The 24,116-nt window shown below is 58.6% G+C and carries 22 protein-coding genes and 1 pseudogene; 10 read left to right on the top strand and 13 right to left on the bottom strand.

All coding sequences use genetic code 11. The features are described from left to right. Window positions 1-245: 245 nt before the first annotated feature. The 4 genes from ACH1XZ_RS15570 to trpS form a co-directional block, all read right to left on the bottom strand. The gene (locus ACH1XZ_RS15570; protein ID WP_395596288.1) at window positions 246-1,370 is read right to left on the bottom strand and encodes an ABC transporter permease; all 1,125 of its coding nucleotides are present in this window, start codon (window positions 1,368-1,370) and stop codon (window positions 246-248) included. Further along, window positions 1,370-4,099 (bottom strand): ribosome-associated ATPase/putative transporter RbbA, encoded by a 2,730-nt coding sequence (gene rbbA / locus ACH1XZ_RS15575; RefSeq protein WP_395596289.1) that lies wholly within the window; start codon window positions 4,097-4,099, stop codon window positions 1,370-1,372. The genes ACH1XZ_RS15570 and rbbA overlap by 1 nt, the downstream gene beginning before the upstream one ends. After that, window positions 4,096-5,163 (bottom strand): HlyD family secretion protein, encoded by a 1,068-nt coding sequence (locus ACH1XZ_RS15580; protein ID WP_395596290.1) that lies wholly within the window; start codon window positions 5,161-5,163, stop codon window positions 4,096-4,098. The genes rbbA and ACH1XZ_RS15580 overlap by 4 nt, the downstream gene beginning before the upstream one ends. 261 nt (window positions 5,164-5,424) lie before the next feature. After that, complete coding sequence (gene trpS, locus ACH1XZ_RS15585; RefSeq protein WP_395596291.1) at window positions 5,425-6,432, bottom strand: tryptophan--tRNA ligase; 1,008 nt, start codon at window positions 6,430-6,432, stop codon at window positions 5,425-5,427. A gap of 526 nt (window positions 6,433-6,958) precedes the next feature. Between trpS and ACH1XZ_RS15590 the strand changes: the two genes are divergently transcribed. The 7 genes from ACH1XZ_RS15590 to bglB all read left to right on the top strand — a co-directional run bounded on the left by ACH1XZ_RS15590 (window position 6,959) and on the right by bglB (window position 15,457). Further along, window positions 6,959-7,297, top strand: a complete 339-nt coding sequence (locus ACH1XZ_RS15590; protein ID WP_395596292.1) for a YebF family protein — start codon at window positions 6,959-6,961, stop codon at window positions 7,295-7,297. 95 nt (window positions 7,298-7,392) lie between these two features. Beyond that, window positions 7,393-7,860: a MarR family transcriptional regulator gene (locus ACH1XZ_RS15595; protein WP_395596293.1), complete on the top strand. Its 468-nt coding sequence runs from the start codon at window positions 7,393-7,395 to the stop codon at window positions 7,858-7,860. A gap of 5 nt (window positions 7,861-7,865) precedes the next feature. Continuing rightward, window positions 7,866-8,933: an HlyD family secretion protein gene (locus tag ACH1XZ_RS15600; RefSeq protein ID WP_395596294.1), complete on the top strand. Its 1,068-nt coding sequence runs from the start codon at window positions 7,866-7,868 to the stop codon at window positions 8,931-8,933. After that, the gene (locus ACH1XZ_RS15605; RefSeq protein WP_395596295.1) at window positions 8,923-9,984 is read left to right on the top strand and encodes a DUF2955 domain-containing protein; all 1,062 of its coding nucleotides are present in this window, start codon (window positions 8,923-8,925) and stop codon (window positions 9,982-9,984) included. Before ACH1XZ_RS15600 ends, ACH1XZ_RS15605 begins: the two co-directional genes overlap by 11 nt. 79 nt (window positions 9,985-10,063) lie before the next feature. After that, window positions 10,064-11,734, top strand: coding sequence for a hypothetical protein (locus ACH1XZ_RS15610; RefSeq protein ID WP_395596296.1), 1,671 nt, complete (start codon window positions 10,064-10,066; stop codon window positions 11,732-11,734). 235 nt (window positions 11,735-11,969) lie between these two features. After that, on the top strand, window positions 11,970-14,384 hold the full coding sequence (locus ACH1XZ_RS15615; RefSeq protein ID WP_395596297.1) for a hypothetical protein: 2,415 nt from the start codon (window positions 11,970-11,972) through the stop codon (window positions 14,382-14,384). Next, the gene (bglB, locus tag ACH1XZ_RS15620) at window positions 14,381-15,457 is read left to right on the top strand and encodes a beta-galactosidase BglB (protein WP_395596298.1); all 1,077 of its coding nucleotides are present in this window, start codon (window positions 14,381-14,383) and stop codon (window positions 15,455-15,457) included. The genes ACH1XZ_RS15615 and bglB overlap by 4 nt, the downstream gene beginning before the upstream one ends. 85 nt (window positions 15,458-15,542) lie before the next feature. On the opposite strand, the gene ACH1XZ_RS15625 is transcribed toward bglB, so the two are convergent. The 5 genes from ACH1XZ_RS15625 to ACH1XZ_RS15645 form a co-directional block, all read right to left on the bottom strand. Then, window positions 15,543-15,788 (bottom strand): DUF3343 domain-containing protein, encoded by a 246-nt coding sequence (locus tag ACH1XZ_RS15625; RefSeq protein ID WP_395596299.1) that lies wholly within the window; start codon window positions 15,786-15,788, stop codon window positions 15,543-15,545. Then, window positions 15,785-16,546, bottom strand: a complete 762-nt coding sequence (yjiL, locus tag ACH1XZ_RS15630; protein ID WP_395596300.1) for a putative 2-hydroxyacyl-CoA dehydratase activator YjiL — start codon at window positions 16,544-16,546, stop codon at window positions 15,785-15,787. Before yjiL ends, ACH1XZ_RS15625 begins: the two co-directional genes overlap by 4 nt. 8 nt (window positions 16,547-16,554) lie before the next feature. Next, entirely contained in the window at window positions 16,555-17,706 is a 1,152-nt protein-coding gene (locus ACH1XZ_RS15635; RefSeq protein ID WP_395596301.1) for a double-cubane-cluster-containing anaerobic reductase, read from the bottom strand. Between the two features lie 77 nt (window positions 17,707-17,783). Continuing rightward, window positions 17,784-18,254 carry a GNAT family N-acetyltransferase gene (locus tag ACH1XZ_RS15640; protein ID WP_395596302.1) on the bottom strand — a complete coding sequence of 157 codons (471 nt, stop codon included), beginning with the start codon at window positions 18,252-18,254 and terminating at the stop codon, window positions 17,784-17,786. Beyond that, a complete protein-coding gene (locus ACH1XZ_RS15645) occupies window positions 18,251-18,493 on the bottom strand; it encodes a DUF2164 domain-containing protein (protein WP_395596303.1) in 243 nt (80 codons plus the stop codon). The genes ACH1XZ_RS15640 and ACH1XZ_RS15645 overlap by 4 nt, the downstream gene beginning before the upstream one ends. A 207-nt stretch (window positions 18,494-18,700) precedes the next feature. Here ACH1XZ_RS15645 and ACH1XZ_RS15650 point away from each other — a divergent pair, with 207 nt between their 5' ends. Further along, window positions 18,701-19,645: a TauD/TfdA dioxygenase family protein gene (locus tag ACH1XZ_RS15650; RefSeq protein WP_395596304.1), complete on the top strand. Its 945-nt coding sequence runs from the start codon at window positions 18,701-18,703 to the stop codon at window positions 19,643-19,645. 65 nt (window positions 19,646-19,710) lie between these two features. On the opposite strand, the gene symE is transcribed toward ACH1XZ_RS15650, so the two are convergent. Then, window positions 19,711-20,049 carry an endoribonuclease SymE gene (gene symE, locus ACH1XZ_RS15655; protein ID WP_395596305.1) on the bottom strand — a complete coding sequence of 113 codons (339 nt, stop codon included), beginning with the start codon at window positions 20,047-20,049 and terminating at the stop codon, window positions 19,711-19,713. Between the two features lie 291 nt (window positions 20,050-20,340). On the opposite strand from symE, the pseudogene ACH1XZ_RS15660 reads away from it, so the two are divergent. Then, a pseudogene (locus ACH1XZ_RS15660) lies at window positions 20,341-20,640 on the top strand (helix-turn-helix domain-containing protein); the annotation flags it as partial. Between the two features lie 162 nt (window positions 20,641-20,802). Here the strand turns inward: ACH1XZ_RS15660 and ACH1XZ_RS15665 are convergent. Continuing rightward, window positions 20,803-22,239, bottom strand: a complete 1,437-nt coding sequence (locus ACH1XZ_RS15665) for an aminotransferase-like domain-containing protein (protein ID WP_395596306.1) — start codon at window positions 22,237-22,239, stop codon at window positions 20,803-20,805. A gap of 178 nt (window positions 22,240-22,417) precedes the next feature. Between ACH1XZ_RS15665 and ACH1XZ_RS15670 the strand changes: the two genes are divergently transcribed. Then, window positions 22,418-22,582, top strand: coding sequence for a DUF1127 domain-containing protein (locus ACH1XZ_RS15670; protein WP_333500526.1), 165 nt, complete (start codon window positions 22,418-22,420; stop codon window positions 22,580-22,582). Between the two features lie 39 nt (window positions 22,583-22,621). Here the strand turns inward: ACH1XZ_RS15670 and ACH1XZ_RS15675 are convergent, their stop codons facing one another. Together ACH1XZ_RS15675 and ACH1XZ_RS15680 are read right to left on the bottom strand one after the other, a co-directional pair. Further along, window positions 22,622-23,263, bottom strand: coding sequence for a LysE family translocator (locus ACH1XZ_RS15675; RefSeq protein ID WP_395596307.1), 642 nt, complete (start codon window positions 23,261-23,263; stop codon window positions 22,622-22,624). 47 nt (window positions 23,264-23,310) lie between these two features. Continuing rightward, complete coding sequence (locus ACH1XZ_RS15680; protein ID WP_395596308.1) at window positions 23,311-24,054, bottom strand: helix-turn-helix transcriptional regulator; 744 nt, start codon at window positions 24,052-24,054, stop codon at window positions 23,311-23,313. Between the last annotated feature and the right edge of the window lie 62 nt (window positions 24,055-24,116).

The following is a 24,116-nucleotide window of genomic DNA, read 5'->3' on the forward strand; positions in this document are numbered from 1 at the left end:
ATGGTAGTGTGGGGTCTCCCCATGCGAGAGTAGGGAACTGCCAGGCATCAATTAGTGAAGAAGCCCATCCTGACGGATGGGCTTTTTTGCGTCTGTACCAAATGAAAGTACGGTGATGTTCCCGGGGTCACTACGTTCGCCCGGGCTACAGACGGCGCTGGTCGCCCGGACGAGGCGTTCAGCCGACTCCGGGATGGTGCACACTGCCGGATGGCGGCGAAAACGCCTTATCCGGCCTACAAATCTTATGCCATTTCCCCAATCGTCTTACGAAAACGTACCAGCGCAATCCCAAAGAATGCTCCGCCAATCGCCAGCAGCGTTAAAAACTGCGGCCAAACGATAGCAAAATCCGCACCGCGATAAAGAATAGCCTGCGCCAGGCTCACGAAATGCGTCGTAGGCATGGTGAGCATAATGTCCTGCACCAGCTGTGGCATACTCTCTCTCGGCGTCGAACCGCCGGACAACATCTGCAGCGGCAGCAATACGAGGATCATCAACAACCCCAGTTGTGGCATTGACCGGGCAATCGTCCCCATAAAAATGCCGATCGACGTGGTCGCAAACAGACTTAGCGCAACCCCCAGCATAAACAGTGGCACCGATCCTTCTATTGGCACTTGCAGGATCCCCTGCACCATCAGCATCAACGACAGCCCCGACACCACCAGAACCACCAGTCCCATCGACCAGACCTTGGCGAGCATAATCTCAAACGGCGTCACCGGCATCACCAGCAGGTGCTCAACCGTGCCGTGCTCTCGCTCTCGGATCAATGCCGATCCGGTGAGCACGATCGCCAGCATCGTAATGTTATTGATGATCGCCATCACTGCGCCAAAACGTGCCTGCTCAAGATTCGGGTTAAAGCGCATCCTCACTGCCAGCTCCACCGGCAGCGCACTGTTATCCCGATACCGCGCCACGAAGCTGTTCACCTCCCCGGTGATGATGTTCTGGATATAACTATTGCCGGTAAATGCCTGGCTCATGCGGGTGGCATCGACGTTAACCTGCAAATCCGGCTGCCTTCCTGCCAGTACATCCCGTTGAAAATTAGGTGGAATATTGATGGCGAAGGTATAGCGCCCGGCATCCAGCCCTGCGTCCATCTCGTCGGCGGTAATCAGCTCGGGTTCAAGGAACCACGGCCGATAGAAGCCGTTGATAATCCGCGACGAAAGCTGCGATTTATCCATATCGGCGATAGCAATCGGCGCCAGATGCAGCGAGCCCGGCATCACCGTTGCCGAAGAGTAGACCGAAACGGTAAAGGCGAACACAATCAGCGTCAGCATCGCCTTATCGCCTAACAGGCTGCGCAATTCCTTCACGCCGAGGTTATAAATATTGCGTAATCCGCGCATCATCCCTCCTGTTTTTTCAGCAGCCACACGCTTAATCCCAGCACCAGCGGCACGGCAATCAGGAGCGGAATGAACGAGGCCCACAGGTCACCTAGCCCCAGCGCTTTAGAGAAGGTGCCGCGGGCGATGGTCAGAAAGTGGCTGGTCGGGTAAATCTGGCCAATCCAGCGGCCTGGCCCTTCAAGCGACGCGACCGGATCGATCATCCCGGAGAACTGGGTGGCCGGAATCAGCGTAATGATCGCCGTCCCGAAGATGGCCGCAATCTGGCTCTTCATAAAGGTGGAGATCAACAGCCCCAGCCCGGTGGCGATGGTGACATACAGCAGCGCCGCCAGCGTCAGCGTCAGGAAACTCCCCTTATGCTGCACGCCAAAAACGAACACCGATAGCGCGCAGAGCAGCAAGAAGTTGAACATCCCGAGCACGATGTAAGGCATCTGCTTACCGAGTAAAAACTCGGTGCGGGTGGTGGGCGTCACGTACAGGTTGATGATCGAACCCAGCTCTTTCTCCCGTACCACGCTCAGCGCGCTGAGCATCGCCGGGATCATCATCAGCAGCAGCGGGATCACCGCTGGAACGATCGCCGGAAGGCTCTTCACATCCGGGTTATAGCGATAGCGTGTCTCGATAGAAATCAATGAGGTATCGCGATTGGCGGAAGGCTGCCGTCCGGCCATCTCCTGTAACCACGAAAGGTGCATCGCCTGCACGTAGCCGCGTACCGTTTCTGCGCGGTTTGGCATCGCGCCGTCAACCCATACGCCTATCTTTACCGGCGTACCGCGGGCAATATCGCGACCAAAGTTTGGCGGAATTTCGATAGCGACCGCCAGTTCGCCATCGCGCATTCGGCGGTCCAGTTCATCGTAGCTGTGCAGCGGCGGCTGCTCGATAAAATAGCGCGAGCCGGCAATGTTCTGCGACCAGCCCTGGCTGCTGACCGTTTGGTCGCGGTCGAGCACCGCAAAGCGCAGATCCTCTACGTCCATGCTGATCCCATAGCCCATGATAAACATCAGGATCACCGTTCCCAGCAGCGCCAGCGTCGATCGCACCGGATCGCGGCGCAGTTCCAGCGCTTCACGGCGGCTGTAGCTGAACAGGCGACGCAGACTAAAGGCCTGACGCGGCGGTTCGCTCTCGGGTTTAACGGGAACATCCACCATTTCCGCAACCGGAACGGGGTCGGAAGCCTCCTGTAAGTAGGCAATAAATGCCTCTTCCAGCGTGGCCGCGCCGCGTTTTTCGACCAGTGTCTGCGGCGTATCGCTCGCCAGCACTTTGCCCGCGTGCATCAGCGAAATACGGTCGCAGCGCTCGGCCTCGTTCATAAAGTGGGTGGAGATAAAGATGGTGACCTTATCCTGGCGCGCCAGGTCGACCATCAGCTGCCAGAACATATCGCGGGCCACCGGGTCCACGCCGGAGGTCGGTTCGTCGAGGATCAGCATCTCCGGGCGATGAATAACCGCCACCGCCAGCGACAGACGCTGGCGAATACCGAGCGGCAGCGCGGCGGGCAGGGCGTTCTCCACTTCGGCGAGCATAAAACGCTGGCTCATTTCGGCAACCCGTGCGGGAATTTCGTCATCCGGGATATGGAACAACTTCGCGTGCAGCTCCAGGTTCTGCCGTACGCTCAGCTCGCTGTAGAGCGAAAAGGCCTGCGACATATAGCCCACCCGGCGACGAGTCTCGATATCTTTTGGATCGACCGGCTGACCAAACAGCCAGGCTTCCCCTTCACTGGCGGGCAGCAGCCCGGTCAGCATCTTCATGGTGGTGGACTTACCGCAGCCGTTGGAGCCGAGAAAGCCGAAAATCTCGCCGCGGGCGATACGAAAGTTCACGTGATCCACCGCGACAAAGTTGCCAAAGCGCATGGTCAGCCCCCGCGCTTCAATGGCGATTTCTTCTTCGCGGGTATCGCGCGGTGGGATGACAACCTGCTGGTGTGCCTTGCGCTGCGCCTCCGGCAGCAGGGCAATAAACGCCTGTTCCAGCGTCTGGCTGTTGGTGTGGGTACGCAGTTGTTCCGCGCTGCCGGTGGCCAGCACTTCCCCGGCGTTCATGGCAACCAGCCAGTCGAAGCGCTCTGCTTCTTCCATATAGGCGGTGGCGACCAGCACGCTCATCTCCGGCTGGCGTTCGCGGATGCTGTCGATAAGCGCCCAGAACTGCGAACGAGAAAGCGGGTCCACGCCGGTGGTGGGTTCATCAAGGATCAGTAACTGCGGATCGTGGATCAGCGCACAGCACAGGCCAAGCTTTTGCTTCATCCCGCCGGAGAGTTTTCCCGCCGGGCGGTCGCGGAACGGTGCCAGCCCGGTGCTTTGCAGCAGTTCGTCAATGCGCGCTTCGCGCTCGCTTTTATCGTGACCAAACAGCCGCGCGAAGAAGTCGACGTTCTCGTAGACCGACAGAGTGTGATAGAGGTTTTTGCCCAGCCCCTGCGGCATCCAGGCGATTTTTGGGCAGACATCGCGGCGGTGCCGGGCATCGCGCATGTCGCCGCCGAGCACCATCACGTTGCCTTGCTCAATCACTCGCGCACCGGCAATCAGAGACAGCAGGCTCGATTTGCCCACCCCATCCGGGCCAATGAGTCCCACCATACGGCGGGAAGGGATGGTCAGCGTGATATCGTGCAGCGCGACGGTCGCGCCAAAATGCTGGCCGACGTGCTCCAGCCGGGCGACGGCGGGGTGGATATCCTGTTTCATTGCGGCAACCTCACCATCAACGCGGCAGGCCACGGCTGTTGGTTATCCAGCCGTACGTAGGCCATCCCCGGCAGGCCGGTTTTCACATACTCAAGGTGCTCGGCCAGCAGCTCTGGCGGAATGCGCGCTTTGACGCGGAACATCAGCTTAAGCCGCTCATCGCTGGTTTCGACAGTTTTCGGTGTGAACTGAGCAACGCTTGCCACAAAGCTGATATTGGCGGGGATCACCAGATCCGGCGCGGCATCGAGGATGATGCGCACCTCGCTGCCGATGGCGAGCAGTCCGGCCTGCTCGGTGGGCAGGAAGAAGGTCATGTAGACGTCGGCTAGGTCGACCATATTCAGCACGCGCCCCCCGGCGGCCAGCACTTCGCCCGGCTCGGCTACGCGGTACTGGATGCGTCCATCGCGTGGGGCTTTCAGTTCGCTATCGTCGATATCGGCCATGATACGGCGTTCGGTGGCCTGGGCAGCTTCGACGCGGGTTTGCGCCTGGATGATGCTGGTACGGGCGGCTTCAATGGCGGCGCGGGCAGCAGAAACCTGCGCGCGGGCGGACTCGAGTGCCGCCCTGCCACTTTCGGCGGCGGCACGGTCATCGTCGAGCTGCTGGGCGGAGACGGCGCCGCGCTGCGACAGCGTGCTGGAACGGGCGTGACGTTTGGAAGTAGAGTCCAGCTCTGCCTGGCGCTGTTTGACGATGGCTTCGCTGGCGCGCATTTCACTCTGACGCTGATCCAACAGAGCTTTGGCGGCGGCGACGGCGCTCTGCGCCTCTTTAATCTGTGCGGCTGCTTCCAGGCGCTGCTCGTTCAGCACCCGCGTGTCCATGCGGGCCAGCACCTCACCCTGACGGACAAACTGCCCCTCTTTGACGATGATTGATTCGATACGTCCGGCGGTCTTGGTGGCAATGTCCACTTCCGTGGCTTCAATTCTGCCGTTGCTGCTGGCGAACCCTGCTGGTAACCCCGGCGGACGAAGCATCCACCACGCCACGGCGGCAATCACCACCGCGATACCGACGATATACCAGGCCCAATGCTGCTTGAATTTGTCCATACGCTACCCGCTCTGTTCCCTGTTGCTGAGTGCGCGCGTTTCGTCTTGAAAGAAAGGAAAGGATGCTGTGAAGAGTGCTACTCATGTGGTCATCGTCAGCAATCCTGGCCGTAAATGAAACACGCATAAATATAGCTACTGTCAATGTCATACTAACACCGGCATTCAGTATGTCCATGCCGTTAACATGGGTTTGCGGAAGCATTAACACAATTAATCAAAGTGGATGAGAGCTCGGCAACGCCTGAGCCCTCATCGCGTTCAGAATAGCACCGGCAGCCCAAGCCCGCGTTTAACCGCGTGCAGCGTCTGCTGAGTGACCTCGTGCGCCCGTTCGCTGCCCTGGCGCAGCAGTTCCAGCAGCATGCCTTTATCCTGAATCACGGTCGCACGGCGTTCACGGATAGGAGCCAGCAGTTCCTGTAAGCACGCTTCCAGCACGTTTTTGCACTGTCGGTCTCCCAGTCCGCCCTGCTGGTAGTGCGCCTTCATGTCTGCGACCAGCGCTTTATCGGGATGGAATGCATCGAGATAGGTGAAGACCACGTTGCCGTCGACTTGCCCTGGGTCGGCTACGCGCAGGTGGTTGGGGTCGGTGTACATGGCGCTCACCGCCTGATGGATCTCTGACTCGCTGGCGCTCAGGGTCAGCGTATTGCCGAGCGATTTCGACATCTTCGCGCCGCCATCAATGCCCGGCAGACGGCTGACGTCGCTCAGCAGCGCTTTGCAGTGGCGCAGCACCGGCTCGGTGGTCAGGCTATTCATCTTGTGTACGATCTCGTTGGTTTGCTCGATCATCGGCAGCTGATCGTCGCCCACCGGCACGAGATCGGCGTTAAAGGCGGTAATGTCGGCGGCCTGGCTAATCGGATAGGCCATAAAGCCGACCGGCAGCGAGCGGGAGAAACCTTTCTGCGCAATCTCGTTTTTCACCGTCGGGTTACGCTCTACGCGCGCCACGGTGACGATATTCATATACAGCGCGGTCAACTCCGCCAGCGCGGGCAGGGCGGATTGCAGGCAGATGGTGGTGCGGCTCGGGTCAATGCCCACCGCCAGATAGTCGGCCATCACTTCCAGAATATGGTGACTGATTTTTTGCGGATTGCTGCCGTTGTCGGTCAACCCCTGCAGGTCGGCAATCAGAATAAACTGCTGATGTTCATGCTGTAGTTGCACGCGCTGGCGCAGTGAGCCGACGTAGTGGCCGAGATGCAGTTGGCCGGTTGGACGGTCGCCGGTCAGGATAGTATGGGTGGTGTTCATCAGTCGTTCCTTATGAGATATAAAGCCGAAAGACGAGACTGAGAAACAACAAAGCCGCCTTTCGGCGGCTTTGAAAAAAGATAACGTAACCCGAGCCGCCTGTTATGAAGGCAGCCACCAACGGTTGAAGCGGGTAACGGTCACGTTTGTGTTCATCTTTTTATCCTGCCACCAAACCGCCTGCGCTGTCTACCCCTTCACCATAAAACGGCGTTATTTCTGAATAAGGGTACACAGAAATATATAAAAATTGTCTTTTAGTAATATTAGACTTCATTATTTTGATGGTGTAAAAATAAATAGGATTATTAATAATAGAGGCGGCATAAAACAATTAAAGGAGATTATCGACAATCAGTATGCATATATTATGGTAACTCATCTTTTTTACTGAGTTATTTATTCGATATTTACGCAACAATACCAACGGGCGGGTTTACATACCCCCTGATGTTTCTAGAATACCCCGATGTGATAATACATTAACTCAACATAACCTACCTTCAGCATGAAAAAGACATTATTAGTGACTGCACTATTTTGTGGCCTGCTGACTGCGGGCATTTCGACGATATGCGTTGTCCATGAAACCTTCCACGATACGACATCGGCCTGTCGTCCGGATTTTTCCCGTAAAGCGCTGCTGCGGGTGAAAGAGGACTATTTACGCGGCCGCTTCCCGCGCTGGTATCAGGAAAAAAGTCAGCTCGGCACCATGACCCCCGAACTTCGCTTCGGCGAGGTGACTATCGAAGATGAAGAGTACCGGGTTCCTTTCACCGCGCGTGGCCCCATCACCTCGCTGGCGCGTATTGGCTTTGTTAACTGTACTTCCATGGACGTGGAGTACATGGCGGCCAGATAGCCCCGTTTTACAATCCATGCGGTTTAGCCTCTCTGTTCCTTGATACTTATCATGGTAAGTATTATCGTAGTGATACGAAATAACCGGAGAGTGTGATGACCGAAGATGAGCTGTTTGCCCGCCGCCCAATGGGTATGCGCATGGCGATGGTGGTACGCCAGTGGCGTTCAATCATCGATCACGCGATTACCGATACCGGCTTGACCCAGTCTAGCTGGACGGTACTAATGCAGCTTCATCAGTTGGGTGACAACGTTTCGGTCAGTGAGCTTGCACAGACGCAGGGTATTGAAATGCCGCCGCTGATGCGCACGCTCACGTTACTGGAACAGCAGGGCTACCTGCAGCGCACCGTCTCACCGTACGACAAACGCATTCGCCTGCTGACGCTCACCGACGAAGGTCGGGCTGTGCTCCAGACGCTAAATCAGGTGATTGAAGCCTTCCAGACGCGCGTCGCCAACGGCATTCCCGCCGACGACATCGCGAAGTTTAGCGACACCCTGAATCAAATAGCCTGCAATCTGCGGAATATCCGCGAAGAAAATAATAAAACCGACTAAACACCATGATGACGCCAGAACAGAAGTTTGCCCGCTGGGTAAGGGTCAGTATTGCCTCTTTCCTGCTAATGTTTCTCTATTTTATCGTTGCTGATATCTGGATCCCGCTAACGCCGGACTCCACGGTGATGCGCGTCGTGACGCCTATCTCTTCGCGCGTCTCCGGCTACGTTTCGCAGGTCTACGTGCACAACAACAGCACGGTGAAAAAGGGCGATCTGCTGTATGAACTGGACCCAACCCCGTTCCAGAATAAGGTCGATTCCGCTGCGTTAGCGCTGGCGCAGGCCAAGCTGAGCAATCAGCAGCTTGATGCCCAGATTGCCGCCGCACAGGCGAACCTCAAGACCGCGCAGCTCACGGCCCGCAACGACCGCGTGACCTACGATCGCTACCAGAGCCTGAGCCGTATGCAGAACGTCTCGCAGTCGGATCTCGATAAAGTCCGCACCACCTGGCAAACCAGCGAGCAGTCGGTCAGCGCGCTGCATGCGTCTATCCACAACCTGCAAATTCAGCGCGGCGAGCGTGATGATAATCGCAACGTCACCCTTCAGCAGTACCAGACGGCGCTGCGGGAAGCGCAGCTCAACCTCGACTGGACCAAAATCCGCGCCGAAGCGGACGGCACCGTCAGTAACCTCCAGCTTAGCCCCGGCCTGTATGCCTCGGCGGGTAGCGCGGTGATGGCGGTGGTGAATCAGAAAACCGATATCGTGGCCGATTTCCGTGAAAAGAGCCTGCGCCATACCAAACAGGGTACCGATGCGGCGGTGGTGTTTGATGCGCTGCCGGGTCAGGTGTTTGACGCGAAGGTGACCAGCAGCGATGCGGGGATCCTCGCCGGCCAGGAAGCGGTCAACGGCGAACTGTCGCAGCCGGAGCAGTCCACCCGCTGGGTGCGTGACGCACAGCGTATGCGCATTCACGTGGCGCTGAACGAACCGCTGGATAAAACCCTGCCAACCGGCGCGCGCGCCACGGTGCAGCTGTATAACAGCGAGAGCGGCTTTGCCCGCTTCTTCTCAGGGCTGCAAATTCACCTGATTAGCTGGCTGCACTATGTCTATTAAAACCCTCGCGCAGGTCTTTACCCCTCACGGCAACATCGTCTACACGGCGAATGATTTCCGTCAGACCTTGCGCATTGCCTTTGCCGGTATGGTGGCGCTGAGTATCTCGACGTTTTACGATACTCACTACGGCGTGTTCTTCGTCGTTTACCCGCTGCTGTTAATGTCTTTAGTACCGGTATTTAACCGCCACGTCGCCAAGCAGTTTATCTTCAGTGCGTCGTTGAACTGCCTCGAAATGGTACTGATCATCGGCTATCTCAGCCAATGGCCAGTGATTATGACGGCGGTAGTGTTTGCGCTGTACGTGGTGCGTTTTCGTTTTATGAGCCAGGGGCCGCTGTTCCTGTTTGGCTCGATGGGCGTGGTCTGCCAGAGCGTGATGCTCAACTTTATGAGCTACCCTACCGCCAACTGGCACACGCTGCTGTTTTCCAATATTGAGGCCAGCGTGATGGCGGTGGTATTGAGCGCGCTGATGCATTACCTGATCCCGGATGTCGAACCGCGTAAGCCGCCGCCGCTGATTGAAAAAGACGCGGCGCGGGTACGCCACGAATCGCTGCTCTCGGGCACGGTGGCGACGATTATCTTTGTCATCTTCCAGGTAAGCGACCTGAGCGACTCGCTGTCGGCGCTGATGGCCGGGATTTTGATCCTCTTCCCAATGCACTATCGCGGCGCGGTGATCAGCTCCATCTGGCGCGTGGCGGGCGTGGTGCTGGCCTGCCTGTACATTCTGGTGATACAGCTGATCCTCTACGATCACAGTAGCCATATGCTGTTGATGATGCCGCTTATCGGCTTAGGGCTGGCGTTCAGCGCGCGGCTGCACGTGATGGAGAAAGTGGGGGCGGGCGTCGGTTTCGCCAGTATCACCACCATCGGCATTATGTTTGGTCAGAACCTCCAGCCGGACGGTGACCTGGTGTTCAGCGATGTGTATCGCGCCACTTCGGTGACCATCTCGCTGCTGGCGACCCTGACGATGGTGTTTATCCTGCACCGCCTGCTCAACTGTTTCGCCCCAACGCGCTTTATTGTGAAGTAGCGCACTTCAGGACGCTGAATCTTCTCCCCCATTTGTGCTAACAATAGCCGCTCGCCGAGGTGGCGTGAGGGAGAAGACGATGTGGAAAACGCGTGCGCTGGAACTGAATAATCAAGAGTTCTGGAACTGGGAGAAAGCCTGCGAGCTGGTGCAGTGGGCGGCCCGCCATGATTTTAATACCGTGATTGTCGGCCAGGTCGACCTGTTCGACAAGCTGGTCTCGCCGAAGGGCTACACGCCGCACCAGTACAACGATCGTCTCTCCAGCCAGCAGCGCGCCCGCTGTGTCTATCTCAACCGTCTTGCCGGTTACTGCCACAAGCAAGGGCTGCGTTTTTACCTCCAGGCTAAAGAGCTCAGCTTCCCCGCCGACCTGCTGGCGGCGCACCCGCAGCTGATTGATAAAGACGGCAGCATCCGCTTTGATGTGGAATTCTGGTGTCAGTATCTGGCGGATAAACTCATGCTGCTGTGCCAGCAAATTCCCGCCATGAGCGGGCTGCTGGTGGCGCTCTCTAATACCGACGGCCTGCTGCCGGTTTCTCGTCCCAACTGGGAATTGACCGGGCAGGACGACCCTTCGCCGCACATCGACCCGCGCAGCCTGTCGCGCTATACCCAGTGCTTTAGCGCCATGGCGCGGGCGATGATGCGCGAGAACAAACATCTGGTGCTGCGCGCCTTCCCGGCGGGTAACCACGACATCGCCAACGTGATGGAGGCGGTTCGCACCCTGCCGGAATGCGTGTCGGTGTCGATAAAACTCACGCCGGAACGCTTCTGGCCGACGTTTCCCAATAACCCGGCGCTGCTCGACGTGGAAAATCGCGACGTCTGGGTGGAGCTCGATCTGGTAGGCGAAGAGGTGGGCTGGGGCGTGTTTCCGTTCCCGCGCATCGACGAGCTACAGGGGCGTCTGCTGTGGTGCCGTGGCAACAGCAGCATTAACGGCGCGGTATGCAAAACCAGCTGGGAAGGGGTCGACAACCACTGGGTGATCGGCACGTTGAGCGAGTGCAATCTGGTGGCCTGTAGCCAGATCCTCTCGCGGGAAAATGAACATCTGACCCGCGCGCTAATGCTGACCCACTGGCTGGATGAATGCTACGGCTGGCGGCCCGATGAGGCGACGTTCGAGGAATTTCAGTCACTGATGGCGCAGGCCGGGCAGGTGCTGTATCAGGCCATCTACGTGCGCGATCACGTCTTCCACCGCCACAGCCAGGTACCGGCAAGCTACGGTCAGGCGGTGTGGAGCCTGTACGGCCAGCTCAACCGCAACCACTGGCTGCCGGGTTCCGAGCGCGACATTTTCTTCAGCGCCAGCGACGTGGAGACCTCCGGGCGCAACCTGTCGCTGATTGCCGAAGAGAAAGACGGTGCCTGGCAGGCGGCGGTCACGCTGCGCGAACAGGCGCTGGCCTTTGCCGAACGCGCGGCGTTCCCGTATTCACTGCAAAAACGCTGGCAGGAGGAGTGGCAGGGCTTCGACCTCTACTGCCTGCTGTTCCGCCACGCCCAGAAAGCCTTCTTCACCCTCCACTTTGCGCGGCTGGTGGAAAACAGCTGGAGCATGCGCGAGATTTGCCAGGTTAATATTCAGGAGCTGTACCGCTGCGCGGCGGAAATGGACAGCTTCTGCGCCCAGCACACCGACGCGTCGCCGGGGCTGCACGTGATGTTCGACCCAACCCGCGTGCGCATGCTGGCCGACAGCCTGAGCCACGAGCTGACGCAGTTGAAAGGGTAAAGTGTGATGGCGATCACCATGCCGTTGACCGCTGTGGCGGGGAAACGTGAATTTCCCCGGTTCATCATGGGCAGATAGCTATCATCATGTGATATCCATCACGTTTTATCCCCGAGTCCGGTCAGGATTGTGAATGACCGGGCAGTTCCGCAAAACCCCGTCCTTATCCGCATAGCCTGCGGTTTTTCATTTCCAGAAAATAGTGCGCAATTACTTAGCGGTTATTGAGGAAAGCATGATGAGGCTGGTTGCGGGCAAAGCGCTGACGCGTTTTACGGTGTCACTGCCGCACAATGAGCGGTTTGCGGAGTTTTTCACGGGCGAAGCGGTCGATGAGCCGATGGACTACCGGTTCGCCAACGGCAAAGGCCCGGCGGCGGAGTCATTTTGTCGACGCATCTTCCGCCGAGACTTTGCGCAGCGCGCCGTGTCGCTGGAGAAGGCGTTACCGGCGGCTGAAGTCAGCTGGACCGGACGCAGCGATACCGTCACTTTTTCCGGCGTGCAGACGGTCGCCACCCACAGCCAGCGCTGGCTGCGCGTCACCCTGCATGCGCCGCAAACGGATCGCTATCCTTTCGAGATTGCCACCTGCGGCGGCGCGCGTATCTGGAGCGGCAACGAGCAGGTTGTCTGCTTCACGCCGTTTACCCGCAATACGCTGCAAACGCAGGCCGTTGAGATTCCTCTCCAGCAGGGGGAGAACGCGCTGCTTATTCACCTCGACGAGCTGTTTGAGCGCGACGCCATTTTTGCCTTCCGCATGATCTATCTTGGTGAGCACCCGCTTGAGGCGGGGTTACCAACGATGGATACGGCGTATGTGGAAACGCTGGCGCAGTTTATGGACGCGCTGCCCGCCACCATCACCGTGCGCAACCAGCGTCTGGCGCTGACCTGCCCGGCGAATCTGACCCTGACGCTGCGCGGCGCGGTGCACAGCCTCGGCAACGACTGCATTCCAACGATCCCGCTGGATTTCGGCCTGGTCACCACCGGCAACGGCGAGCTAACGCTTCCGCTTCCCGCCTCTATCGACATGGGCCACTACCGCCTGACGCTGACCGCCTCGCTGGGGGAGGTCACCATGAGCCGCGCGCTTAGCGTGACCGTGCTGCCCCAAGAGGCGTTGCCCGGCGGTGAAGGCGTGCTGGAGACCCGCAAACGCGTGGCCCTGAGCTACATCGCCGAGCACGGTGTGCCGCGTACCGGGCGTTTGCTCGCCATGCTGCACGTGGGCGATACCGGCCCTCTGGCGCAGGAACTGCTGATTCGCACCCTGCAACGCATCAGCGCTCGCCAGGACTGTTCGGATTTCTCGATGGTGCCGCTGCTGTGGATCTGGCATGACTTCCACGGCGAACACTTCCCGGCGGTGCTGTGGAAACGCGTACGCTCCGCGATTGTCGGCTATCGCTATTGGTACGACGAACTGGGCAACGACGTAATGTGGTACTGGAGCGAAAACCATGCGCTCTGCTTCCATACCGCGCAGTACCTCGCCGGACAGATGTTCCCGGAGGAACGCTTTATTGCCTCTGGCCGCACGGGCCGCGAACAACAGGCGTTGGCCGCCCAGCGCCTGAACGCCTGGTTCGATGCCGTCGAGCAGCAGGGCTTTGTCGAGTGGAACTCCGCGCCTTACTACCCGGTGGACCACATCGGCCTGTTCGCGCTCTACCAACTGGCCGACGATGCCGCGCTGCGTCAGCGCGCGCGCCATTTGATCGACCGTCTGATGCAGACCAGCGCGCTGCACTACCAGTCCGGCATTGCTGCGGGCACCATGGGCCGGGTGTATGAGAAAGAGCTACTGGCAGGCCAGATGACCGAGCTTTCCGCCTTCGGCCACGTGGCCTGGGGCGGCGGGCACGTCAACCGCAAGTGCGCCTCGCTGCCGTTTTTCTGCCTGAGCGACTACGTGCCGCCGTTGGAATCGGCACGCAACGCGCGTTTAACTCACGGTACGCTCAGCGCCCACTACCAGTGCGGCGGCGGCAACATTGTGGCGTGGAAACAGCCAGCGGTAAGCCTCTCGAGCTGCGTGGATCACCACAGCGGCGAGCGCGGGCATCAGCAGCATTTGGTGGATGTGCAGTTTGCCGCGTGTCCCGATGCCCGATTGTGGGTAAACCATCCGGGCGACGTTGCGCCGGGCAGCGAAGCGCGTCCCTCCTTCTGGGCGGGCAACGGCGTACTGCCGCGCGTGATGCAGGTGGAGAATCAGGCGATGCTGCTGTGGCAACTGGACGCGCGCGACGCACTCGGCTGGACGCACTTGCATCTTCATGCCGAAGCTTTTGAGGAAGTGCTTCCGCTGGCGCAGGGCTTTGCCGTGCGGGCGGGTAACGCCTTTGTCGCCGTGCTGTGCTCGCAGCCGCTCACCGTCAACGGCGATGAGGTGCGTGCCGAAGGCCGCCGCGTGGCGTGGTGGCTGGAGGTGGGCGAGGGTGATTTTAGCGCCTTCTGCCAGCGCGTTCAGGCGCTGCGCATTGAACATCAAGGCGATGTCGCGCGGGTGATGGATAGCCAGCACACGCTGATGCAGCTCGACGAACAGGGTAACTGCCAACACAACGGCAAGGCCGCCGCGTTCCCGACGCTGGTGGGCAATGAAATTCAGGTCACGCTGTCAGGAGACGCGCAATGAACAACGCAGCATTAAACGGCCTGCTGGAGCAGGTGGTTCAGGGCTTCTGCCGCCTGAAAAATATGGGTGAAGTCGGCACCAGCGGCGGTGAAGGCTTTGCCATCCACTTCGAAGAGTGGGAATGGGAAGTGGGCGTCGGCCTGTACGGCTTCTGGCAGTATGCTCGCCAGCAGAATGATGCCCGCCTCCAACAGTCGATCCTCACCTGGTATGAAGATCAGCTGGCAAAAGGGCTGCCGGAAATCCAGATCAACACCACCGCGCCGATGATCACCCTCGCGCTGGTGGCCGGGCACAGCGGGCGAGACGATCTGCTGAAGGTGGTGAACGACTGGGCCGACGCGCTGTTGCGTACTCTGCCGAAAACCGAAGAGGGCGGCTTCCAGCACGTGGTGAAAGAGCAGCCGAACACCGGTCATCTGTGGGACGATACGCTGTTTATGACCTGCCTGTTCCTCGGCACCGCAGGTGTGGTGCTTAAGCGCAAAGATCTGATCGACGAAGCCTCGTACCAGTTCCTGCTGCACACCCGCTACCTGTGCGAACCGGCGAGCGGCCTGTGGTATCACGGCTGGACGTTTGTCGGTAAACATCACTTTTCTGGAGCCTTCTGGGCGCGCGGCAACGCGTGGATCACCGTGGCGATCCCAGAATTTATCGCTCTGCTCGGCGACAGCCTGGACGCCAGCGTGAAGCGCTATCTTTCGGTGGTGGTCGCGCGCCAGGTGAATACCTTGTGCGATCTTCAGGCCGACAACGGCATGTGGCACACGCTGCTCGACGATCCGTTATCGCCGCAGGAATCTTCCGCCACGGCGGGGATCGCTTACGGTATGCTGCGCGGCGTGCGAATGGGAATCCTCGACGAGAAGGTGGCCGAAAACGCGATGCGCGCCTGGCACGCGCTACGCGACAGAATCGACGATGGGATCTTACTGGAAGCGTCGAAAGGGACGATGGTCGGGCCGGATCTGCAATATTACTGTGATATCGCCATGGCGCCGGTGCCGTATGCGCAGGCGCTGATGATGCTGTTATTGCTGGAGTTACAGCAGGAGAAATGGTGCCGCTAATTGCCTGATGGCGCTGCGCTTATCAGGCCTACGCCGCCGTTTGTAGGCCGGGTAAGGCGCAGCCGCCACCCGGCAAAACACCAAACTACGCCGGGAACGTATGCAACAACACAAACCCTTCGCCGCAGCGATAAATACTCTCCGTTGCGCCGGGCATCACCCAACGTAACTCGCTGCCTTCCTCGCAATGCAGATAAATACACAGCCCGCAGCCGCCGCGAAGCTGGCGCGGAATATCCGCCACCCGGAAGGATATCTCTGCGGCCTGGAGCGCTTTGCGGGTTTGCACCACGCCCAGCGTTGAGTGGAACAAAAACAGATACTCCGTCATTTTCTCATCCGTTGCCCAATCATCGCCGCGCCAATCGCCCCGGCAAACTGCGCGTCGGGATGCGTGTGCACCGGCATGTTCACGTGCTCTGAAAGCATCCGCCCAAACGCCGCGCAGTGGCTAACGCCGCCGGTAAACAGCAGCGGCCCTTGCGCCGACAGTCGGCTAATAAAGTTGGCGCTACGTCGCGCCATCGCGTTAACCACCCCCGCCAGAATCGCCTCCGGCGGGACGCCCGCGGAGCGCAGGCTAATCACTTCGGATTCAGCAAACACCGTGCACATACTGGTAATGGCGTGCGGCTCAACCCCTTCCGTCAGCGCATCCAGCTGCTCGACGCTGGCCCCTAGCGTGCGGGAAATCACCTCCAGAAAGCGCCCGGTCCCTGCCGCGCATTTGTCGTTCATCAGGAAATCGGTGAGGTTGCCGTCCTCATCCAACTGAATCACCTTACTGTCCTGACCGCCGATATCAATCACCGTACGGGTTTCCGGCAGCAGCAGCCGCGCGCCGCGCCCGTGGCAGGAGATCTCCGTCACCTGCTTGTCGGCAAAATCAACCAACTGGCGGCCGTAACCGGTAAGCGTCAAAAATGGCCGCACTTCGAGCCCGGCGCGCAGCGTTTCCCATGCCTCAACAATCGCATCGGCGGGGCGAAACGGCGTGGGTGAGAGGAAACGACGGCGGATAACGCCGTCTTCCAGCAGGATACCTTTGGTGGCGGTCGACCCTGAATCAATGCCTATTGATAACGTCACGTGCGCTCCTACAGCATTTCAATAAAGGCCGCCACGCGGGTGCTGAGCTGGCCGATATCCGCGGTGGAGTAGTCGGTCTCGATGGCGATATAGGGAATGTTGTGCTGCTGGCGCACGTGGCGCTTAATTGCCATCGATTCAACGGCATAGGTATGACAAGCCTGCAAAATCACGTCGACGACGCCATCGGCCTGATACTCTTCCACCATCTGGCTGAGCAACGTTAAACGCTGGTCGTTCGGCGAGATGCACGAGCAGCCGATGGCGAGGTACTTGTCGGTGAGCGCGTCGTACACGTCGCCGTCCTCGTCGACGCAGCGCTCGGTGGCCTTCGCGCCGGTGCAGTTTTCAAAACCGACTACCCAGCCGCCGTTGTCCTCAATGGCTTTGACCACTTTCTCCGCCGCGCCGCCGATCGGGCAGCCGGTGATCAGAATGCGCGGGCGCGCGTCCAGCCGCTTGCCGCTCTCCCACTCCTGACGCACGCGCTCGGCCATGCCGTTCAGCTCATTAATCAGCGCCTCTTTATCGAAGCGGAAGGTTGCGCCATACACCACTTTCAGAATGTCGCTGCCGCTTAATGCCGGTGGATTGAGCTGCCCGACGCGGTAGAAGTTGGCCAACGCCCGGCGCTCGCGGTTCTTGAGGGCGATCGCCTCGCGCAGCGATGCTTCGGAAATATGCGTGCCGAAACGTGCTTCAACCGCCTGCTGAAGACGCAGGATTTCCGCCTTCCACAGCGCGCGGGAAGCCGCGTCGGCGGCGCTGTTCGGCAGCTGCATAACGTGCACTGGCTTAAACTCGGCCATGTACTCGTACATCTTCTTTTTGCCGTCGCAGGTGGTTTCACCCACCACCAGATCGGAGAAATAGAAGTAGGGGCATTTGTCAGTTTTGCCAAAGCCGTAGCTGCTTTTGATAAGCGGGCACAGATTGCGTGGTAGGTCTTTCTCCGCTTCTTCGATGGTTTCATCCGACGTAGAGCAGAGCGACACAACGACCGCGCCCGCCGCCATCGGGATCTCCTGCGGCATAAAGGTGCAGTAGGTGCCGACCAGCGGCGTGCCTTGCTCTTTGAGATCCATCACGGTGAGAAAGCCTTTCTGGCGGGCTTCGGAGAACTGATCGAAAATGGCGGGTAGATCGGTGATAAGCGACATGATTTTCCTTCCCCGTAACACGGGAGACGATAAAATGAGTCGCCATTATAACCCTGTTTAAAGTATGGTTTTGTTGATCATGCCCCAAGCTCTCGGCTGTAGACCCGCGAAGATTCTCCCCACGGATGGTAGCCTAACCCGTTAAATATGAACCCTGATTTCTCGTAAAACCCGTCGATGTCGGTGCACAGATGCAGCTGGCTAAACCCCAGCGTGTGGGCGTGCCGCGCGATATGCTCAATCAACCGCCGCGCCACCCCCTGCCGACGATATTCCGGCTCGATATAGAGCGCACACAGCCACGGGTACAGCTCGCCGCGGCTGATAAAGTCGTTGGTAATCAACCCCGCGCAACCAATGATCCGCTCGCCGTCCTGCAGCCAGTACCATTGCGGCAGCGGATTTTTCGCCCCCGGCGTGCGGCGCAGCGCATCGTCGTAAACCATCATCGATGCTTCCGAGGCCCACTGCTGCTGGAAATAGGCGATAACCGCCTCCATCTGCTCGGGATGGTCGCGTAAAGAACGAATAACGTACTGTGAACTCATAGAATTTTCTTCAGATCCATCTCTTCCTGAATGCGCTCGCTCCACGCAAAGTGGGTGCGAATCGCCTCATCAATGCCAGCGTTATAAAAGGCTGGCCCCAGCTTCTCGATAATAAAATCGATAAAGAACTCCGCGTCGAACTGCTCCAGATCGAGGTCGAACTGTTTGGCGCAGTAATCCGTTAGCTGATCGCGCAGCTTCTCGCGTTCGGCGGGGGTGAGGGTGATTTCCGTGCTCATAAAGACTCCTGTGCTATTCCCGGCGGCGCTGCGCTTGGCCGGGCTACCAGCTTGTAGCCCGGGCGAGGCGTTTACGCCGACCCCGGGGCGGCTCGATGCCGAATAATGCAATCCCATCTGCGACCTATCAATATCACAAACTCGACTTTGTGACCTGGCGGAATATTTCTATATTCGGGTTTCTGACGATTTTAAAGGGGCGCAATCATGACTGCTGTGAACACTGCTGATACCGATTTTCCTTTACTGAACGTACGCCGCGTAGCGGGCAATATCGGCGCGGAGATCCGCGACATTCGCCTCTCTGCAAACCAGGATGCTGACACTTTCGCCCAGCTCGACGCGGCGCTGGTCAAATACAAAGTGCTGTTCTTCCGCCAGCAAGGTCACCTGACCGATGCCGAGCATCAGGCTTTCGGCGCGCGCTTCGGCAAGATTGTTCCCCACCCAACGGTACCGTCCCCGGAAGGCACCAAACTGTTCGAACTCGATGCCTCCAAAGGCGGCGGCCGCGCCGACTCCTGGCACACCGACGTCACCTTCGTTGACGCCTTCCCGAAAATCTCCATCCTGCGCGGCGTCACCATCCCGGAATACGGCGGCGACACCGTGTGGGCCAACACCGCCCGTGCCTACGAGCAGTTGCCGGAGACGCTTAAGCGCTTCGTCGACACCCTGCACGCAGTGCACAGCAACGATTATGACTACGGCGCCGAGCGCGTGGTCGTCGAAACGCACCGCCTGGCGCATCACCAGAAAGTGTTCGTTTCATCCCTTTGGGAAGCCGAGCACCCGGTGGTGCACGTCCACCCGGTCAGCGGCGAACGTGCGCTGCTACTGGGGCATTTCGTCAAACGGCTGGTGGGCTTCAGCTCACGGGAATCCGCGCAGCTGTTCGAACTGCTACAAAACCGCATCACCCGCCTCGACAACACCGTGCGCTGGCAGTGGCAGCAGGACGACGTGGTGATTTGGGACAATCGCAGCACCCAACATTACGCGGTCAACGACTACGGCACCCAGCCGCGCGTGGTGCGTCGGGTAACGGTGGAAGGGGAGATTGCGGTGGGGGTGGATGGCAGTAAAAGCCGCACGGTTTCACGACCGCAGGATGCGGCGAATGGGGAAGGTGCGGTGGAAAAAGTATCGTAAAATTGTAGGCCGGGTAAGCGCAGCGCCACCCGGCAATAACACGCGCTCAATCGCGCAAACTGACCTTACGCCTCCCGTCGGCGAGCCTTACTCGAAATCACCCCAATAAACTCCTGCACCTGCTTTTGCTTACGCGCAGATAGCTTGCTCACCTGCCGCAAAGAGCGTGTTAGTTCAGGCTCTGGTTGCTTTGCGGTGATCACAATACAGCCGTTCATCACCTTTACATCCACCTCGGTACCGGTGACAAAACCGGCGGCTTCCAGCCACTGGCCCTTCATGGTGAGCGCGGGAATGCGGGTGTAATCCGGATAACGACTCGCATAACTCACGGTAAGGAGACGGTTATTGGTTGGGGAGACTTCTGGATCGCACGGATCTGCAATAGAATGGACGGTAGTCATGATGGCTATTCTCCTGGAATAGTGATTGTGATTAGCGAGGCGCTCGTGTTCCACCACGGGTGCCTTGCGAAAAATAACACCTGTAAAAACAACCAGTAAATAAAAATAAAGCCAGCTAAAAATAGACAATAATAAACGCGTAACTGGAAATATAAATACGGGAATTAAATCGAAGGGAAATATAAAGTGGGCCGGATAAGCAAAACGCCATCCGGCAATAATATTTGTGAAGCATATTAACACCCGCGCTGAATTCGAAAAGTTGACCCGCTATTACAGGGAGAACAAAGAATGATCACGGACGCTGATGAAAACCCGCTTATCGACTTCCTGGCGAGCAAAATCGCGGACTACGAAGATAACAGCGAACGTTTTGCAGAATTCAACAAGGCCATCGCTGAGATGCCGGTCGGCGTTGCGCTGCTGCGTACGTTGATTGACCAGCACAAGCTGTCTTATGCTGATCTTAAAGAGGAGATCGGCTCTAAGTCACTGGTGAGCCAGATCCTGTCCGGCCAGCGTTCTTTGACTATCGCTCACATTAAGGCGTTATCTGCGCGTTTTGGTGTGAAACCGGAGTGGTTCTTTTAACCGTCATAAAGCGAGATGGGGCTGCTTTCGGGGCAAACCCGCTGCCTGATGGCGCTTCGCTTATCAGGCCTACATGAGATCTGATGTGTAGGCCGGGTAAGGCGTAGCCGCCACCCGGCATAAACGTGAAGCGCCACGTTATCAGTAATCTCAGACCTGCCATCAACGATGGGCGGTGGTTTCATCCCACTCCATCGCCACTTTCACCGCCATCCCCAACTGCACCATCACCTCCCGATGCTTCTCAATCGGCGGCAGCGCGCAGTTGATCCGCAAGCAGTTCCGGTATTTCCCCGACGCGGAAAACAGCGATCCCGGCGCCACCTGGATCTTCATCCGGCACAGCTGCTGGGCGACGCACACCATATCCACCTGTTCGGGCAGTTCGACCCACAGCATAAAGCCGCCTGTCGGGCGAGTAACGCAGATCCCGCAGGGGAAGAACTCGCGCAGCCAGCAGGTGTAGATCTCCATGTTGCGTTGGTAGATCTGCCGCATCCGTCGGACGTGGCGGTGGTAGTGGCCTTCGCGGATAAAGTTAGAGGCGGCAAGCTGGGTTGAGGGTACGTTGGTGCCGCTGGCGGCGTACTTCATTTGCAGCAGCTTGTCATAATAGCGGCCCGGCGCTATCCAGCCAATGCGCAGGCCGGGGGCAATGGTTTTGGTAAACGAGCTGCACAGCATCACCCGGCCGTCGATGTCCCATGAGTGGATGGTGCGTGGGCGCGGGTACTCGGTTGCCAGCTCACCGTAAATATCATCTTCAAAAATCACGATATCGTAGCGCTGGGCAAGGCTCAGCACCGCGCGCTTGCGGGCGTCGGGCATGATAAAGCCCTGCGGGTTGTTGCAGTTGGGGACGAGGATCACCCCTTTGATCGGCCACTGATCCAGCGCCATTTCCAGCGCTTCGATGCTGATCCCGGTGTTGGGATCGGTTGGGATCTCAATGGCCTTCAGCCCTAACCCGCGCAGCAGCTGCATGGTGCCGTAATAGGTGGGGGATTCAACGGCGATAATGTCGCCGGGCTGGCATACCGACAGCAATGCCAGCGAGAGTGCGCTGTGGCAGCCGCTGGTGATGATCAGCGAGTCGGCGGTCACCACCGATCCGCTGTCGAGCATCAGGCGGGCGATCTGTTCGCGCAGTTCGCGGCGGCCGGCTAGCTCGTCATAGCTCAGCACATCAATGATGTTGTGCTGCACCACCCGGCTCATCTCGCGCCAGAGCGGCTTCAGGCTGGGCTGGGCGACGTCCGGCGAGCCGCCGCCGAAAGGGATAATGGATTTATCGCCGCGGGCTTCCAGCATATCCAATACCTGATCCCACTGGGTTATCTCCACCGGGCGCTGTACCGGGCGCGACATGTGCGGCACCGGCGGCTGGGCTTTCTGCGGGGCGACGAAGTAGCCAGAACGCGGCTGCGGGGTGATCAGTTGGCGCTGCTCCAGCGTCTGATACGCCTGCTGCACGGTGCTGATGCTGACGCCGTGTTCCTGGCTCAGGCTGCGCACGGAGGGCAGCTTCTCGCCGTGGCGATACAGCCCTTGTTCAATCCGCTCGGCCAGCAGGTTGGCCAGATGTTGGTAACGCGTCATTGCTGTATCCCCAGTTATCGCCATACAGATGAAAAAACCAGTACAGTCAGGCGAGAAAAACCGCACGCAGATACCGTTTTAGCGAATCTGTATGTTAAATAAAAGTGTTTTTTGAATCTGTATTGCAGGGCCCGAAATCCGCGAAGATAAAGCCTCTGACAAGGTGAGGAGGTGGAGTATGGAATTTCACGAGAACAGGGCGAGACAGCCTTTTATCGGCTTTGTGCTGGTGGGACGTTTTATCAAAAAATGGTGGATACAGCAGCAAACGCGCCGCATATTGCAGCGAATGAGCGACGAACAGTTAAGAGATATTGGGCTGCGACGCAATGAGCTGCGTTAAAATACGGGCAGCGTGGTAACTGACGCTGCCCGACACCGTTTATCCCATGATTAACTGCCAGACAATCCAGCCACCGAAGCCGATCAGTATGCCACCGGCGGCACGTTCAATTTTCCAGACAAGATTGCCCAAACGGCGCTGAACCTGCGGCAGCGCGATCAGCACGATCAACAGCAGATCCCATAGCAGCACGACGCTGGTCATCCAGATCCCGCATATCGCCTGCTGCGCCACGGTTACGTCCGGGCCCAGCAGCGCCGTCATCAGCGCCAGATAAAACAGCGCATTCTTCGGGTTCAGCAGTGAAGAGCCCAACCCTAATAATAGCTGTTTGGTTAGCGAAGGCCGCGCCGATGTGACGTGCTGCCACGCCAGCGGCCCAGCGCGGCTTTGCAGCAACTGACGACCCACCCAGAACAGATAGCCCGCACCCAACAGTTCGATAAAGGTAAACAGCAGCGGCATCTGACGCAGCAGCCCCGCGCCAACGACCACCAGTAAAATGTACAGCCCGTTTCCCGCCGCAATACCAAAGCACAGCCCAACGCTGCCGCGCAGCCGATAGCGGATGGCGTAACCGACGAGTAAGAAGAAGTCCGGCCCCGGGCTGAGCAGCGCCATAAAGTGCGCCAGCGCCAGTGCGGGAAATGCCGGAGGGAATAACGATGTGACCTGTTCCATAGCGACCTCAATGAAAAGCGTGAGGCCAGCGTATGCCTGTGGGAACGTTAATTATTGTCGGATATTGATCTACCCAACGCGTACTGACGCGGCGTGGCGGCCGTGTAGTTAACGAAGGTTTTGTGGAAGTGGCTCTGGTCGGCGAAGCCGGTCTGGTAGGCCACGTCGGCGATCTCGTCCCCGGCGCGCAGCCGTGCTTTGGCGTACTCGACGCGGGAGTTGTTGAGAAAGCTGCCGGGGGTCAGGCCGGTATCCTGCTTGAACGTGCGGATTAGGGTCTCTTTGCGCAGCGCGAAGCGGGCGGCGAATTCATCAAGGGAGGGCGGAGAGACAGGATCAGCCAACAGCGCCTGCTGCAATTGCTGGCTGGTGGCGCGCCGCGTTTCTTCACCGTTCGCGTTCAGTGAAAGGGCGGATAACAGCGCGGTCAGCGCGTCGGCGGACATCTGTTCAACCACGGTGAGATACAGACGGAACAGCGCGTCGTGGCGAATCACCTGTCGGGCTAATGGCAGCAGCGTGTCGATATAGAGCATATGGTAGCTGCGCGGTTTTCCCTGTATCGGGTTGCAGCTGTGCGGCGCGTTGGCCGGGATAACGATAAGGTCGCCGGGGGATAAAAGATACGCCTGCCCATCGCAGACGCAGCGCGTGCCGCCTTCAAGAATCGCCCCTATTGAGAGCTGCGGGTGGCTGTGGCGCTTATAGGCCTGCGTGCTCTGCCAGGTGCTGCGCCGCTCAAGCCCGGGCAGTCGGGTGAAGGTTTGATGAATATCGCGTGGTGTGGTCATTCGTTCGTCCCGGCGGTTTTTTATTTTTATACCACATCGGGGGAAAGCGGGCAGGGTCGGGT

The organism is Kluyvera chengduensis, assembly GCF_044197065.1.
GTDB classification, from domain to species: domain Bacteria; phylum Pseudomonadota; class Gammaproteobacteria; order Enterobacterales; family Enterobacteriaceae; genus Kluyvera; species Kluyvera ascorbata_C.